This window comes from Polaromonas sp., assembly GCF_030689685.1.
In the GTDB taxonomy this organism is placed as follows: domain Bacteria; phylum Pseudomonadota; class Gammaproteobacteria; order Burkholderiales; family Burkholderiaceae_C; genus Polaromonas.
Genome location: NZ_JAUYEY010000101.1, coordinates 1 through 14,967 on the forward strand (window position 1 = coordinate 1; position 14,967 = coordinate 14,967).

The 14,967-nt window shown below is 62.4% G+C and carries 13 protein-coding genes; 1 reads left to right on the plus strand and 12 read right to left on the minus strand.

Going from position 1 to position 14,967, the window contains the following annotated elements:
* Window positions 1-112 precede the first annotated feature (112 nt).
* The 12 genes from Q8O29_RS19925 to Q8O29_RS19980 all read right to left on the minus strand — a co-directional run bounded on the left by Q8O29_RS19925 (window position 113) and on the right by Q8O29_RS19980 (window position 14,015).
* Window positions 113-913, minus strand: a complete 801-nt coding sequence (locus Q8O29_RS19925) for an acyl-CoA thioesterase II (RefSeq protein WP_305565955.1) — start codon at window positions 911-913, stop codon at window positions 113-115.
* 163 nt (window positions 914-1,076) lie between these two features.
* Window positions 1,077-2,273 carry an acetyl-CoA C-acyltransferase gene (locus Q8O29_RS19930; RefSeq protein ID WP_305565957.1) on the minus strand — a complete coding sequence of 399 codons (1,197 nt, stop codon included), beginning with the start codon at window positions 2,271-2,273 and terminating at the stop codon, window positions 1,077-1,079.
* A gap of 59 nt (window positions 2,274-2,332) precedes the next feature.
* On the minus strand, window positions 2,333-2,884 hold the full coding sequence (locus Q8O29_RS19935; RefSeq protein ID WP_305565958.1) for an endonuclease domain-containing protein: 552 nt from the start codon (window positions 2,882-2,884) through the stop codon (window positions 2,333-2,335).
* Window positions 2,884-3,396: a DUF4442 domain-containing protein gene (locus Q8O29_RS19940; protein ID WP_305565959.1), complete on the minus strand. Its 513-nt coding sequence runs from the start codon at window positions 3,394-3,396 to the stop codon at window positions 2,884-2,886. The genes Q8O29_RS19935 and Q8O29_RS19940 overlap by 1 nt, the downstream gene beginning before the upstream one ends.
* A 114-nt stretch (window positions 3,397-3,510) precedes the next feature.
* Complete coding sequence (locus tag Q8O29_RS19945) at window positions 3,511-5,934, minus strand: 3-hydroxyacyl-CoA dehydrogenase/enoyl-CoA hydratase family protein (RefSeq protein WP_305565960.1); 2,424 nt, start codon at window positions 5,932-5,934, stop codon at window positions 3,511-3,513.
* Window positions 5,935-6,101: 167 nt separating this feature from the next.
* Window positions 6,102-6,536 (minus strand): DUF2147 domain-containing protein, encoded by a 435-nt coding sequence (locus tag Q8O29_RS19950; RefSeq protein ID WP_305565962.1) that lies wholly within the window; start codon window positions 6,534-6,536, stop codon window positions 6,102-6,104.
* Between the two features lie 47 nt (window positions 6,537-6,583).
* Window positions 6,584-8,380: an acyl-CoA dehydrogenase C-terminal domain-containing protein gene (locus Q8O29_RS19955; protein ID WP_305565963.1), complete on the minus strand. Its 1,797-nt coding sequence runs from the start codon at window positions 8,378-8,380 to the stop codon at window positions 6,584-6,586.
* A gap of 46 nt (window positions 8,381-8,426) precedes the next feature.
* Window positions 8,427-9,125 (minus strand): TetR/AcrR family transcriptional regulator, encoded by a 699-nt coding sequence (locus tag Q8O29_RS19960; RefSeq protein WP_305565965.1) that lies wholly within the window; start codon window positions 9,123-9,125, stop codon window positions 8,427-8,429.
* 130 nt (window positions 9,126-9,255) lie between these two features.
* Window positions 9,256-11,607: a PAS domain-containing protein gene (locus tag Q8O29_RS19965; protein WP_305565966.1), complete on the minus strand. Its 2,352-nt coding sequence runs from the start codon at window positions 11,605-11,607 to the stop codon at window positions 9,256-9,258.
* A 49-nt stretch (window positions 11,608-11,656) separates the two neighbouring features.
* A complete protein-coding gene (locus tag Q8O29_RS19970) occupies window positions 11,657-12,505 on the minus strand; it encodes a fumarylacetoacetate hydrolase family protein (RefSeq protein WP_305565967.1) in 849 nt (282 codons plus the stop codon).
* A 23-nt stretch (window positions 12,506-12,528) separates the two neighbouring features.
* Window positions 12,529-13,275, minus strand: coding sequence for an SDR family NAD(P)-dependent oxidoreductase (locus Q8O29_RS19975; RefSeq protein WP_305565968.1), 747 nt, complete (start codon window positions 13,273-13,275; stop codon window positions 12,529-12,531).
* On the minus strand, window positions 13,272-14,015 hold the full coding sequence (locus tag Q8O29_RS19980; protein WP_305565969.1) for an SDR family oxidoreductase: 744 nt from the start codon (window positions 14,013-14,015) through the stop codon (window positions 13,272-13,274). Before Q8O29_RS19980 ends, Q8O29_RS19975 begins: the two co-directional genes overlap by 4 nt.
* A gap of 150 nt (window positions 14,016-14,165) precedes the next feature.
* Here Q8O29_RS19980 and Q8O29_RS19985 point away from each other — a divergent pair, with 150 nt between their 5' ends.
* Entirely contained in the window at window positions 14,166-14,924 is a 759-nt protein-coding gene (locus Q8O29_RS19985; RefSeq protein ID WP_305565971.1) for a FadR/GntR family transcriptional regulator, read from the plus strand.
* The last annotated feature ends 43 nt before the right edge of the window (window positions 14,925-14,967 follow it).

Sequence of the window (14,967 nt, forward strand, 5' to 3'; positions counted from 1 at the left end):
CCTTGACGCGCTGGAGGAGCAGCTTGCACTGGGACTCAGAACTTTGGAGCAAAACCCTGAAACTGTGCGCACCATTGTCTCTTGGGATTGGATTGTGAGCTCCTTGATTACTTCATTTATGAAGTAGAAATGGAATTACCAGTAAATTGCCGGACTCGTTCCACAACTGCGCGGTTTGGTCGAAGTAGCCGTTGCAAAAAGCCTGGGCTTGGCTCTGCCCCAGCAGGTAGCCGCTATCGGTGGCCTGCAGCAGCGCCGCATCAGCATGGTAGTACACCGTCATCGAGACGGTACCAATCGGTACCAGCAGCGGACGGCGGCGCCAGATTCGGGGAAAAAACACGTCCGACAACGCAGTCAGCGAAGCAAAGTCCAGCGGGCGCGGCGGGTCGTCGCGCAGCCACAGGCGGGTGCGGCTGATGCCCAGGTCGGCGCCGTTCCATTCGGCAGGAATCGCGCCTTCGGCAAAACGCATTTCATAACGCTTGACCCATTCGACCCGCGCCAGGCCGCTGGCACGCGGCACATCACTCGGTGCAGGAACTTCCGGCATCGTGTGTTCGTCGGCACCCCAGGTCTCGCGCCGCAAGCCAAAAAAGGCGGTGCCGGTCAGCACCGTCTCGCCGTTCTGTTGCATCTCGATCACCCAGTGCTGGGTGGAGCGGTTGGTACGCGCCGGCCGGGCAATCACGGTGAACGGCCCGTCGGCCAGGGCGGCGGCAAAGTTGACGGTCAGAGAAATCGGATCGCCCAGACGCTGCGGATGCTGAAGCACGGCATTCAAGGCCTGCGCCGCCGTGACGCCGCCGAAGGGCCCAACCATGTTGGCATAGGCGACGCTGGTGTGGCCCACAAAAGCACCATCGGCCTGGGGCTGCAGTGCGACAGCCGTATCAAAGGGGTGGGAGATCATGACTGGAGTATGCCGTCGCTGGTGGTATCAGGCAGTCATGCCGGTGACGCGGTCCACCGGACGGGCCGGCCGCGCATCGCCGCAACCGCGGTCGTCAACGTACTTCAGGTACATGAGGATGGGGAGCACCGGACCAACGCCGCAGATCGCCCGCGCAGGAGCCCTACACCCGTTCGAAGATGCCGGCGGCGCCTTGTCCCATCCCCACACACATCGTCACCATGCCGTACTTGAGCTGATGGCGGTGCAGCGCATGAATCACGGTTGCCGCGCGGATCGCCCCGGTGGCGCCCAGCGGATGGCCCAGTGCAATCGCGCCGCCCATGGGGTTGACCTTCGCGGCGTTCAAGCCCAGCGTGTTGATGACGGCCAGCGACTGCGCGGCAAAGGCTTCGTTCAACTCGTACCAGTCGATGTCGTCCTGCTGCAGGCCCGCATAACGCAGCGCAGCCGGAATCGCCTCTATCGGGCCTATACCCATGATGTGCGGCGGCACGCCCTTGGCGGCGTAGCTGACAAAACGCGCCAGCGGCTTCAGGCCAAATTCCTTCACCGCTTTTTCGCTGGCCAGGATCAGCGCGCCGGCGCCGTCGGACGTTTGCGAGCTGTTGCCCGCAGTGACCGAACCCCGCGCGGCAAAAACCGTTTTGAGTTTGGCCAGGCCTTCCAGCGAGGTGTCAGGGCGCGGGCCTTCGTCCAGGCTCACGGTGCGGGTTTTGCCAATCACCTCACCACTGTCCAGATCGGGCGAACGGTCTGTGACCTCGACCGGCGTGATCTCGGCGCTGAACTCACCGCTCTGCTGCGCCTTGATCGCCTTCAGGTGCGACTCGAGTGCAAACTGGTCTTGCGCCTCGCGCGACACTTTCCACTGCTGCGCGACTTTTTCGGCCGTCAACCCCATGCCGTAGGCAATGCCGATGTTCTCGTCGTTGCCAAACATGGCCGGCGAGAGCGAGGGTGAGTTACCCGACATCGGCACCATGCTCATGCTTTCGGTGCCGGCAGCAATCATCACATCGGCTTCACCGACACGGATGCGATCGGCCGCCATCTGCACTGCGGAAAGTCCCGAAGCGCAGAAGCGGTTGACGGTGATGCCGCCCACGCTGGTCGGCAGGCCGGCTAGCACCGCGCCTATGCGCGCGATGTTCAGGCCCTGCGGGCCCTCGGGGATCGCGCAGCCGCAGATGATGTCTTCAATCGCCTTGGGGTCCAGCGAAGGCACTTGCGCCAGCGCGGCCTGCAGCGCGCGCACCAGCAGCTCGTCGGGTCGGGTGTTGCGGAAAAAGCCCCGGTGCGAGCGCCCAATGGGCGTGCGCGTGGCGGCAACGATGTAGGCTTCCTGGACTTGTTTCATGGGTAGTTCCTTGTTTCTCAATAAGTTGGCTTGGTAGGACAAAGGCTGCTGCCCTCACCCTAACCCTCTCCCGCAAGCGGGAGAGGGGACTGGGTACAGGATTCGGGCCCTTCTTGCTCCCTCTCCCGCTTGCGGGAGAGGGCCGGGGTGAGGGCTGCCGTGTGACCGCGCGTAGCGCCCGTTTCCACCCTCTCCCGCTTGCGGGAGAGGGCTGGGGTGAGGGTCTGCGCGACTTGCAGTATTTTTTCCAGTACTGCTTCCGTCTGAAGCAGCACGTCGTTGTTCCAGAATCGAAGTGTTTGAAAACCAAGCGCTGCCATGTCGTTGCTGCGTTTTTGGTCGCTGGAGATACCTGCGTCGGTAGCGTGCTGGCCACCATCGAGCTCTATCACCAGCGCCAGTTCCACGCACACAAAGTCTGCGAAATAATGACCGACCGGGTGCTGGCGGCGAAACTTCAGGCCGCCCAGTTGCCGGCCACGCAACTTCGACCAAAGCAGGGCTTCCGCATCCGTTGAAACCTTGCGCAACGCGCGTGCGCGTACCCTCACCCCAGCCCTCTCCCGCGTGCGGGAGAGGGGGCCGGACGGAGCGGAGGTCTGCGAAGCCATCACGGCACTGGCTTCCTCGGGCCGGCCGGAATCCAGGCCCAGACAAACTCACATTCGACCGGGTTCACGCCGACCTCGTCGGTGACAGTCACCGGCACAGTCACTTCGCCCTTGTCACTGGCCTGCATCAAGGCGCGCTGCGCATCACTGAGGGTGGCCACCGCGCGCAAGGCGCCTGTGGCGCGCTTTTTGAACGCCATCTTCAGCTCCTTGGCCAACGGGACGCAGTCGTCGCGCACATTCATGCCGACCACCATGCCTGTGGCAGTTTCTGCCAGCAGGTTCATCGCCGAGGCGTGGATGCCACCAATGTGGTTTTGCACCTTCTTCTCGTTCTTGATGCCGATCTCCACTTGGTGGCGGGTCATCTGCAAAAAGTCGAGCCCGGCCGTGCCGGCGAAAGGCACGGCGCGGCGCAACACCACGCTGCGAAACCAGGGCCGCGCAAAAGCCGGCACTTCAGACAGCCGTTCTAGCTGCCGCTCCAGGCGGTTGGGTGTGTGATCGCTCATGGTTGCTTTCCAACCAGCGAACGCCGCGGAACCGGCTTCGCCGGGCCGTAGGCGTTGCCCCCTGCAAGGGGGGAAGGCGCTACACGCAGTGAGCGTCCGACGGGGGTGTGCATATCAATTACGCACAGGTTTGCCGGTGCTCATCATGCCCATGATCCGCTCCTGGGTTTTCGGGTGTTCGAGCAACGAGCAAAAGGCCTTGCGCTCCAGCGTCATCAAATACTCCTCTGTCACCAGCGAGCCGGCATCCACGTCGCCGCCGCAGACCACATTGGCAATCAGGCTGGCAATGTGGAAGTCGTGTGCGCTGATAAAGCCGCCGTCGCGCATATTGACCAGCTGGCCCTTGATGGTGGCCAGGCCGCTGCGGCCCACGACCGGGAAAGGCCTTCTGGAGGGCGCGCGGTAGCCCGAGGTAAACAGCGCGCGCGCCTCGTTGAGCGCGACAAACAACAGCTCGTCCTTGTTCGCAACAATCACGTCACTGTCCAGCAGGTAACCAATCTTGCGGCTTTCAATCGCGCTGGTGCCGACTTTGGCCATGGCCGCAGCGGTAAAACCTTCAGTCAGGAAAGGCAGGATGTCCTTGTTGGTCGAGGCGGCTGCGTTTTCAGCTGCGCGGCGCGCGATGTAGGCCAGACCACCAGCACCTGGCACCAGGCCCACGCCCACCTCCACCAGGCCGATGTAGCTCTCCATCGCGGCCACACGTTTGGCTGAATACACCGCCAGCTCGCAGCCGCCGCCCAGCGCCAGGCCACGGATGGCAGAGACGACCGGCACTGATGCGTACCGCAGTTTGAGCATCACGTTCTGCAGCTCGGCCTCAGCGCCTTCAATCGCGCTGGCCCCGCCCATCATGAAAGCAGGCAACATGGCCTGCAAGTCGGCGCCGGCAGAAAACATCTCGTCGTTGGACCAGATGACCAAACCCTTGTAACTTTTTTCGGCCAGGTCCACGCCCAGGCCCAAGCCTTCTGCCACATCCGGGCCGATCGCGTGCATCTTGGTCTTGATGCTGGCGATCACCACGTCGCCCTGTTCGCCGTCCAGCGTCCACAGGCGGATGGAATCGTCCTCATGCAGCGTGGTTCCGGCCGTCGTGAATGAAGGCGCGTTGGCGCCCAGCACGTTTTCGGGGAAGAACTGGCGCTGATGCACCGGCAATTCGCGGCGCGCGATGAACTTGTTGGCCGACGCGCTCCACGAGCCTTCCGGCGTGTGCACGCCACCGGCGTCAGCCACCGGGCCCTTGAACACCCACGCGGGCAAGGGCGCTTTGCTGATGGCCTTGCCCGAGTCAATGTCCTCCTTGATCCAGTTCGCCACCTGCAGCCAGCCAGCCTCTTGCCACAACTCGAACGGACCCTGCTTGGCACCAAAGCCCCAGCGCATCGCAAAGTCAATGTCGCGCGCGCTGTCGGCAATACTTTCCAGGTGCACGGCGGCATAGTGAAACTGGTCGCGCAATATGGCCCAGAGAAAACGCGGCTCGGCGCCTTCGGCGTCGCGCAGCAACTTCAGGCGTTCGCCAGCAGGCTTTTTGAGCATGCGACCGACCACCTCGTTGGCCTTGGCGCCAGCGGCCACATACTCCATGCTCTCCGGGTCCAGGCGCATGATGTCGCGGCCCACCTTCTTGTAAAAACCCGCGCCGGTTTTCTGGCCCAGGTTTTTCGCTTCGAGCAGCTTGGCCAGCACAGGCGGCGTACCGTAGATGTCAGAAAACGGATCTTCCACTTTTCCGCTGCCAACGGGTCCCAGGTTGTTCTGCAAGGTCTTGATGACATGGGCCATGGTGTCCAGACCCACCACGTCGGCGGTGCGGAAAGTGCCGGAGCTGGCGCGTCCAAGTTTTTTGCCCGTCAGGTCATCGACCACGTCATAACTCAAACCAAAAGTCTCAGCCTCCTTGATGGTGGCCAACATGCCGGCGATGCCGACGCGGTTGGCAATGAAGTTGGGTGTGTCGTGTGCGCGGATCACACCTTTGCCCAGGCCGCTGGTTACAAAGGCTTCCAGATCGTCCATCACCTTGGGTTCGGTGGTCGGTGTGTTGATCAGCTCAACCAGCGTCATGTAGCGCGGCGGGTTGAAAAAGTGGATGCCGCAAAAACGCGGCTTGATCGATGCGGGCAAGGCCTCGCTGAGTTGGGTGATCGACAGGCCCGAGGTGTTGCTGGCCACGATCGCGCCTTCACCGATGAAAGGCGCGATCTTGTGGTACAGGTCGGTCTTCCAGTCCATGCGCTCGGCAATCGCCTCGATGATCAGGTCGCACTCTTTCAGAACATCCATGTGTTCTTCGTAGTTGGCCTGACCAATCAGGGCCGCGTCTTCCGGCACGCCGAGAGGTGCGGGCTTGAGCTTTTTCAACCCTTCAACTGCCCTGGTCACAATGCCGTTCTTCGGGCCTTCCTTCGCAGGCAGGTCAAACAGCACCACCGGAATCTTGAGATTGACCAGGTGGGCGGCAATTTGCGCACCCATCACACCGGCGCCTAACACAGCGACTTTTTTGACTTGAAAGCGGGACATGGTTTCGTTCCTTATTGACTACTTATCTCGGCTTGCTGCGCACCCTCGCTACTCAACGTGGCTCCCAAGCCAGTGACAGCGTGGAACCGGCTATGCCGGGCCACAGGTGTCGCCCCTGCAAGGGGGGATGCGGCTACACGAAGTGAGCCGCAGGCGGGGTGTGCCATCTACTGAATTCGGACCCAGGTCTGGGTGCGGCCGAAGGGGCCGAACGAGCCCCGGACTTCAAGTTTTTTGCCCGCGTCGATGGGCGTCATGCGCAGGCCGTAGTTGCGGCCGTTTTCGGGGTCCAGAATCTTGCCGCCCTCCCACACATCTTTGCCTTCGGCCTTTTTGGCGCCACGAATGATTTCAAGCCCGAGGATCGGTTTGTCCTTGCGGTCGTCACTGCACTGATCGCAGACATCGTCTGGCTTGATGTCTTTGCGGATGCGCTTGTCGACTTTTCCGCTCAGCACCCCGCTGGTTTCAACAATCCGGATCTCGGCTTTCGCCTCGCCGGTCTTGTCGTCCAGGTTGCGCCAAAGGCCCACAGGCGTCATCTGGGCAAATCCATAACCGCAAGTTGCTACAAAAATAATAGCTGTCAGTGCACGTTTCATAAGGGCTCCAGGGGTAAAAGGCTTGAAGAGTTGAAGAAAAAGGGGCATCAGGCGAGGGCGGCGTCGGTGTCCATCAACACCTGGCTGCCGCTGCGCGCGGTGCGCATCAGTGTGGCGGTCTCGGGGAACAGCTTGGCGAAGTAAAAGCGAGCCGTCTGCAACTTGGCAAGGTAAAAACTATCTGCGTTTCCGGCCGCAACTTCGCGCAGCGCCACCTGCGCCATGCGCGCCCAGAAATAACCAAACACCAGATGGCCGGCGACACGCAGGTAATCCACCGCCGCAGCGCCCACTTCGTCGGGGTTCTGGAAGCCCTTGAAGCCGATCTCGGTCGTGAACTTGGTCATCTGGTCGGCCAGCAAGGCCAGTGGGTTGATGAACTCGGCCATCTTTTCGTTGACGCCTTCTTCAGCCACCAGCGCACCAACAGATAAGCCAAATTTTTTAAGGGTCGCACCGTTGTTGCCGAGGATTTTGCGGCCCAGCAAGTCCAGCGACTGGATGGTGTTGGTGCCTTCATAAATCATGTTGATGCGGTTGTCGCGCACAAACTGTTCCATGCCCCATTCCCTGATGTAACCATGGCCGCCAAAAACCTGCATGCAAGCGTTGGTCGCAATGTGGCCGTTGTCGGTCAAGAAGGCCTTGACGATGGGCGTCAACAGCGACAGGATTTCGCCGCTGTCCTTGCGCACTTTCTCGTCGGGGTGGTAGTGCTCCTTGTCCAGCAGCACTGCGCAATAAATCGCCAGGGCCCGGCCGCCTTCGGCATAGGCCTTGGCCGTCAGCAGCATCTTGCGCACGTCGGGGTGGACGATGATCGGGTCTGCGGCCAAGTCCTTGGCTTTCACGCCCGACAGCGAGCGCATCTGGATGCGGTCTTTGGCATAAGCCAGCGCGTTCTGGTAGGCCACCTCGGTCAGGCCCAGCGACTGGTTGCCGACGCCCAGGCGCGCCGCATTCATCATCACAAACATGCCCTGCATGCCTTTGTTGGGCTGGCCGACCAGCGTGCCGATCGCGCCGTCGATGACGATTTGCGCGGTCGCGTTGCCGTGGATGCCCATTTTGTGCTCCAGGCCACCGCAGTAGATGCCGTTGCGTGCACCCAGCGTGCCATCTGCGTTGACCAGAAACTTGGGCACGATGAACAGGCTGACGCCTTTGATGCCTGGCGGCGCATCGGTCAGGCGGGCCAGCACCAGGTGGATGATGTTGCCCGCCATATCGTGCTCACCGGCACTGATGAAAATTTTGTTGCCGGTAATTTTGTAAGTGCCGTCGGGCTGCGGCTCGGCCTTGGTGCGCATCAGGCCCAGGTCGGTGCCGCAGTGCGGCTCGGTCAGGCACATGGTGCCGGTCCATTCGCCGCTGGTCATTTTTTGCAGATAGGTCTTTTTCTGCTCATCGGTGCCATGGGCGTGCAGGGCGGCATGGGCGCCATGGGTCAGGCCAGGGTACATGGTCCAGGCCTGGTTGGCGCTGTTGAGCATTTCGTAGAAACACTGGTTGACCACCAGCGGCAAGCCCTGGCCGCCAAATTCAGGGTCGCCGCTCAGCGCGGGCCAGCCGCCTTCGACGTATTTTTTGTAGGCCTCCTTGAAGCCTTTCGGCGTAGTGACGGCGTGTGTCACCGGGTCCAGCTTGCAACCCTCTTCGTCACCGCTGATATTGAGCGGAAGAATGACCTCGCTGGCGAACTTGCCTCCTTCTTCGAGGATGGCATTGATGGTGTCCACGTCGGCGTCCGCATACTTGGCAATTGGCTTGAGCTCTTCGGTGACCTTGAGCACTTCGTGCATGACAAATTGCATGTCACGCAGCGGCGGGGAATATTGGGGCATGGCTATGTCCTTTGAAAGGGAAAATGAAATGGAAAAAGAGGAAAGCCTAGACAGGCTTGGGCAGCGGCGATGCAAGCGCGCCGCCGTTGCCGTAACGCGCCAGAATGCTCTGAAAAGCCTGCAGGGTCCGCTCGATGGAACCCGGCGTTTTGAGAAAACGTGCCTCGTAATGCAGCGCCAGGATCAGGCCGTGGATTTCGAAGGCAATCTGGCGTTCGTCGGCGTCGGCGCGCAAATGGCCGGCCTCCTTGGCCAGCTCGACGGCGCGGTACATGGCGGCCAGCCAGGTCTGCACCGAGGTCGCCAGTGCGTCGCGCACCGGTCCCGGTCGGTCGTCAAATTCGACCGCGCCGCTGATGAAAATGCAGCCCGACTGCAACTCGACCGCCACACGCTTCATCCAGTTGCCGAACAGCGCCTGCACACGCGGCAGGCCTCTAGCTTCCTTGAGGGCGGGGTAAAACACCTCTTCCTCGAAACGCGCGAAATACTCGCGGATCACGGAAATCTGCAGCTCTTCGCGCGAGCCGAAGTGGGCAAACACCCCTGATTTGCTCATGCCCATGACTTCTGCCAGTGCGCCTATGCTCAGGCCTTCGAGGCCGATCTGCGTGGCCAGGCCCAGCGCGGCATCCACAATGGCGGCTTTGGTCTGCTGGCCTTTCTGCATGCCGACTGGCGCCGCACGGGCGTTCTCGCGCGCTCCCGGGCGGGCAGACTTGACAGGAAGTTCGGTAACGGACATGGAGGCCAGACAAAAAAGAACGACCGTTCTATTTTGCCGCAAAACCAATGCTCACCCTACCGTCCCTGCAAAAAAAATGGGATTTATAGAGGCCAACGTCTAAGCAAATCGAGGGTAAACCCGCAATCCCTCAGAAAACTCGCTCGGAGATGACCGCCGATAGCTGCAGCGGGTCGAAAGGCTTGGTCAGATGCAGATCAAAACCCGCCGCCAGCGCCTTTTGCCGGTCGTCGTCCTGGCCCCATCCGGTGGCGGCAATCAGCAGCGGACGGCTGCCCCAGGGCTGGGCGCGGACGTGGCGGGCCACCTCATAACCGTTCATGCCCGGCATGCCGATATCCAGCACCAGTACATCGGGTCGCAGTTGCGCAGCCAGTTCGACGGCCTGCAGTCCGTCGCTGGCGGTGTAAACAAGGTGGCCGTCCAGGCGCAACAGGTCTGCCAGCACATCGACCGCATCGCGGTTGTCGTCCGCCAGCAGCACCGTTCGGGCGCAGCCGGTTTGCGCGGTCGATGCATCGCTTACCGGCGCGGTGGCCAGCGCCAGCGCCGCACCGGGCAGCGTCACCACAAATCGGCTGCCCTGGTTGGCGCCCCCGCTGTGCGCCGAGACGCTGCCGCCGTGCAGCTCGACCAAGCCCTTGACCAGGGCCAGGCCAATACCCAAGCCCCCCTCTGATCGGTCCAGCGCCGACTGCTCCTGCGCAAACATGGCAAAAACATTACCGATGGCCGACTCGCTCATGCCGATACCGCTGTCTGTCACGCTGAAGCACAAGCCTTGACCCTCAAGCGCCACCTCCAGCGCGATACGCCCACCCACATCGGTGTATTTCGAGGCGTTGTTCAACAGGTTGGAAAGAATTTGCGCCACCCGGACCGGGTCGGCGACCAGGTGCAGCCCGGGGCTGGCAACGCGGGCACTCAAGGTCTGTTTCTTGTTGTGTGCCAGCGGCCGCGCGGTCTCCAGCGCTGTTTCAACCAGTTCATCCACCGACACCCACTCTTTCTTGAGCACAAGCCGTCGCCTTGTAATGCGCGCAATGTCAATCAGGTCGTCGAGCAGGTGCGCCATGTGGCCGACCTGACGCCCGATGACAGCCGTTGCGCGTTCGCGCACTTCTGCCGTCGAGCCGGGGGCAGTCAAGAGCTGCACAGCCGTGCGAATCGGCGCCAGCGGATTGCGCAGCTCGTGCGCCAGGGTGGCGAGAAATTCGTCTTTTTGACGGTCGGCATGCTGCAGCACTTGCGCCGCAGCTCTTGAGTCTTCGATGTCGGTGGTGGTACCGAACCAGCGCAGCACCCGGCCGGTCGCGTCAAGCTGAGGCACAGCATGGGCGCGGAACCAGCGATAAGCGCCGTCCGAGCCGCGCAAGCGGTATTCGACCTGCCACGCCTGATTGCCGGCGCGGACGCTGTCCCAGGTCTGCCGGGCCACGGCACGGTCGTCCGGGTGCAGCGCTGCCGTCCAGCCGTGGCCCAGGGCGCTCTGCTCGGTCTGGCCGGTATAGGCTTGCCACTGCGAATTGAAGCGCTCCAGCGGGCCATCGGCTGCGGCCACCCACGCGATGGCGGGAATGCTGTTGGAAAAAGCCAGCAGCGTCTGCTGGGTGCGCTGCAGTTCGGTCACCTCGTGGCCCTGCACAAACACGCCGTTGATCGCACCCATCGCATCCCGCAGCGGCTGATACACAAAGTCCAGGTAGGCTTCGGTGGGCGGCGCATCGCGTTCACGATTGAGCATCAGGCGCACGGACCGGCCCACATAAGGCGCCCCGGTGCGTAACACCTGATCGAGCAGGGTGACAAAACCTTGCTCGACCACCTCGGGCAGCGCCAGGGCCAGGGGCTTGCCGATCACGTCGCGAAAGCCGGTCAGTTGCACATAGGCCTGGTTGGCGATTTCAAACACATGGTCGGGCCCGCGCATGATGGCGACAAAGCCGGGAGCCTGGCTGAACAGCGACTGCAGCCGCTCCTGCTCCGCACGCTGATGGCGCTCGGCCAGCACCATGCCGGTGGTTTCCGTGCAGGCGCAGAAAAACCCGTCAACGGTGCCACCGTCGCCCAGCACCGGCGACCACGAAAAAGTAAACCAAGTGTCTTCGTCGTAGCCGCGCCGGCGCAGGCGCAAGGGCAGGTTTTCCATGAAGAATGCTTCGCCGCCCATGGCGCGCCCGACCAGCGGCTCCAGGTCGGAACGGATTTCATGCCAGATATCCAGGAACGGCGCGCCGATTCCCGCCGGATGTTTGGCGCCCATGATCTCGCCATAGGCATCGTTGTACAGCGTGTGCAGCGACGGCCCCCAGGCCACAAACATGGGGAAGGCCGAACCCAGCATCAGGCTCACTACCGAACGCAGGGGCTGCGGCCACTGCTGCGGCAGGCCCAGCGGCGAGCCGGACCAGTCCTTTTCCCGCATCAAGCGCGCCGTTGGCGTGTTGCCAGAGAAAAACGGCAGGTCGGATGCGGCGATCATGCGCAGCAGTTTACCCGCCATGCGGTGCTGGCGGGCGCCTGCTGCGGGCTTATAGCTTGAAGGGAACCACGAGCTGACGCTGCTCGCCCAAGCCCTCAATGCCCAAGGTCATGACATCGCCTTTTTTCAGGTACATCGGCGGCTTCATGCCCAGGCCGACGCCGGGCGGCGTGCCGGTGGTAATCACGTCGCCGGGTAGCAAGGTCATGAACTGGCTGCAGTAACTGACGATTTTGGCCACGCTGAAGATCATGGTCCTGGTGTTGCCAGTCTGCATGCGCGTGCCGTTGAGGTCCAGCCACATGGCGAGTTTCTGCGGATTCGGCACGTCGTCGCGCGTGACCAGCCACGGGCCCAGCGGGCCGAAGGTGTCGCAGCCCTTGCCCTTGTCCCAAGTGCCGCCACGCTCGATCTGGAACTCGCGCTCGCTGACATCGTTGATGGTGCAATAACCGGCGACAAAATTCAGCGCATCTTTTTGCGACACATAACGCGCGCGGCTGCCGATCACCACGCCGAGCTCGACCTCCCAGTCGCTCTTGACCGAGCCCTTGGGCAGCATCACCGCATCATTGGGCCCCTGGATGCAACTGGTGGCCTTCATGAACACCACGGGCTCGGGCGGTATCGGCAGGCCCGATTCGGCCGCGTGGTCGGCGTAGTTCAGGCCGATGGCGATGAACTTGCCCACACCGGCCACCGGACTGCCCAGGCGCGGCGAACCCTTCACGAGCGGCAGCGTGGCCGTCTTGAGCCGGCGCAGCTTCGCCAGCGCGGCGTCGCCGAGCTGGTCCGGGCCGATGTCCTTGACCACCGCACTGAGGTCGCGCAGCTTGCCATCGGCATCGATGAGGCCGGGTTTTTCCTTGCCGGGATTGCCGTAACGAACGAGTTTCATGATTTTCCTTCTGGTTAAACAATTCAGTATGTGGAGCGGCCGCCCGAGAGGTCGAAGACCGCGCCGGTCGAAAAGGAACATTCTTCAGTGCACAGCCAGCCCACCATGGCAGCGACTTCTTCCGGCGTGCCGAAGCGGCCCATGGGGATTTTCGACAGCATGAAGGCAATGTGTTCGGCGCTCATCTGGTCAAAGATTGCGGTCTTGACGGCGGCCGGCGTCACGCAGTTGACGCGAACGCCGGTGTCGGCGAGTTCCTTGCCCAGCGACTTGGTCAGCGCAATCACCGCGGCCTTGCTGGCGCTGTAGGCGCTGGCGTTCGGGTTGCCGTCTTTTCCAGCGACCGAGGCGATATTGACAATGCGGCCGTAGTTGCGGGCGCGCATCAGCGGAACAATCTCGCGGCAGCAGTGAAACAAGCCGTTGAGGTTGACCTGCATCACCTGCTGCCAGGCCTCGGGCGGGTAGTCCCAGACCTTGACATTGGGGCCGGTGACGCCGGCACTGTTGACCAGCACGTCGACAGCGTACGTGTGTGCCACCGTCTGCTGCACGGCGCGCACCACGCTGGCGTGGTCGCCCACATCGACCGCGACCATGCGTACACCCGCACCGAGTTCCCCGGCCGCACGGGCCAGCGCATCGCTGTCCCGGTCCCACAGCGTCACGGTGGCGCCCGAAGCCAGCAGGCGCTGCGCAATTGCAAAGCCCAGGCCCGCCGCGCCGCCGGTGACCACCGCATGGCGGCTCGCCAGGTCAAGCTGGTTCATATCGTCATGCCGCCGTCGATGTTGTAGGACTGGCCGGTGACAAAGGCCGACTCATCGCTGGCCAGAAAAGTCACCAGCGGTGCGATTTCATGGGCCTGCGCAAGGCGGCCCATGGGCTGGCGCGCCACAAAGTTTTTGCGCGCCTCAACCGGGTCCTCAAACACATTGATGCGGTCTTGCAGCGACGGGGTATCGACCGTGCCGGGGCAGATGGCATTGCAGCGCACGCCCTGCATCACGAAGTCAGCCGCCACACTTTTGGTCAGACCGATGACTGCAGCCTTGGACGCGCTGTAGATGAAGCGGCTTGGCAACCCTTTGATGCTGCAGACACTGGCCATGTTGATGATGCTGCCGCCGCCCTTGCCGTTGTTGTTGGCCAGCATTTTGGGCAGCGCCGCCTGGATGGTCCAGTACTGCGAGCGCACATTGAGGTTGAAGGCGAACTCCCACTCCTCGTCGGTGGCCTGCAGGATGGAGCCGGCATGCACAAAGCCGGCGCAGTTGAACAGCACATGCAGCGCCGGCATGTCGGCGATCACCCTGGCGATCGCCGCCTTGTCGAGCACATTGAGCGCCACGGCGTGGATGTTGGCCACCCCGTCATAAGCAGCCAGCAGCTTCTCGTTGACGTCGGTGGCCCAGACCTGCGCGCCTTCTGCCGCCATGGCCAGTGCGCTGGCTTTGCCGATGCCCTGCCCAGCGGCGGTGACCAGCGCGGTTTTTCCTTGAAGTCTCATCTGTGTTTCCTTTGGGGATGCGATACGCCGACGGTCGGACAAGCCGCACAGGGTTTTGCCGGATACGGGTGCCGGGGAATTCATGGGATTATGAATTGGCCTTACCACTTGTCCAATTCTGGCTAACCCTTAAGTTGCCATACCTCACCCATGCCACTGCAAACCGTCGAGCCCCAACGCCTGTACCGCCAGATTGCGGGGCAACTGCGCACGCTGATTGTGTCGGGCGAGTTTGCGGTGGGCACACGCTTGCCGGCGGAGCGAGACTTGGCACGGCAATTGGGGGTCAGCCGGCCGTCGGTGCGTGAAGCCCTGATTGCCATGGAAGTCGAGGGCTGGGTCGAAGTGCGCACCGGCTCGGGCGTGTATGTGCTGGACCGCAGCAGCCACGCTGCTGCAGCCGCTGCCAGTCGGCCGCAGATTGCCCCCGACGAATGGGGACCGCTGGAGCTGATACGCGCGCGCCGTGTGATTGAAGGTGAAATCGCCTCGATCGCGGCGCTGCAGGCCAAACGCAAACACATCACCGCAATGACCAAGGCGCTGGAAGTCATGAAGAAGGACGCCAACCGCGGCGTGCTGCCACTGGAAGGAGACCGGGCCTTTCACACAGCGATTGTCGAATCGTCGGACAACGTCGTGCTGATCGAAACCGTGCAGCGTTTCTGGGACTCGCGGCGCGGCCCGCTGTTCGAGCGGCTGGGTGGTTACTTTGAAAACATGGAGTCCTGGTGCGCCGCCATCAGCGAGCACGAAGCCATTTTGCAGGCGGTGCGCGACCACGACGCTGCGGCCGCCCGCCTGGCCATGCATGCCCACATGGACAACTCGCACACCCGTTTCAGCGTGAGCTGGCGCCAGGCGCGGCAGCTCAAGGAGCCTTTTGCCAGCCTGGCGAAGACCGGGTGACCCATGAACCGCGATGTACGGCTGGCTTGTACATCGTTTCCCT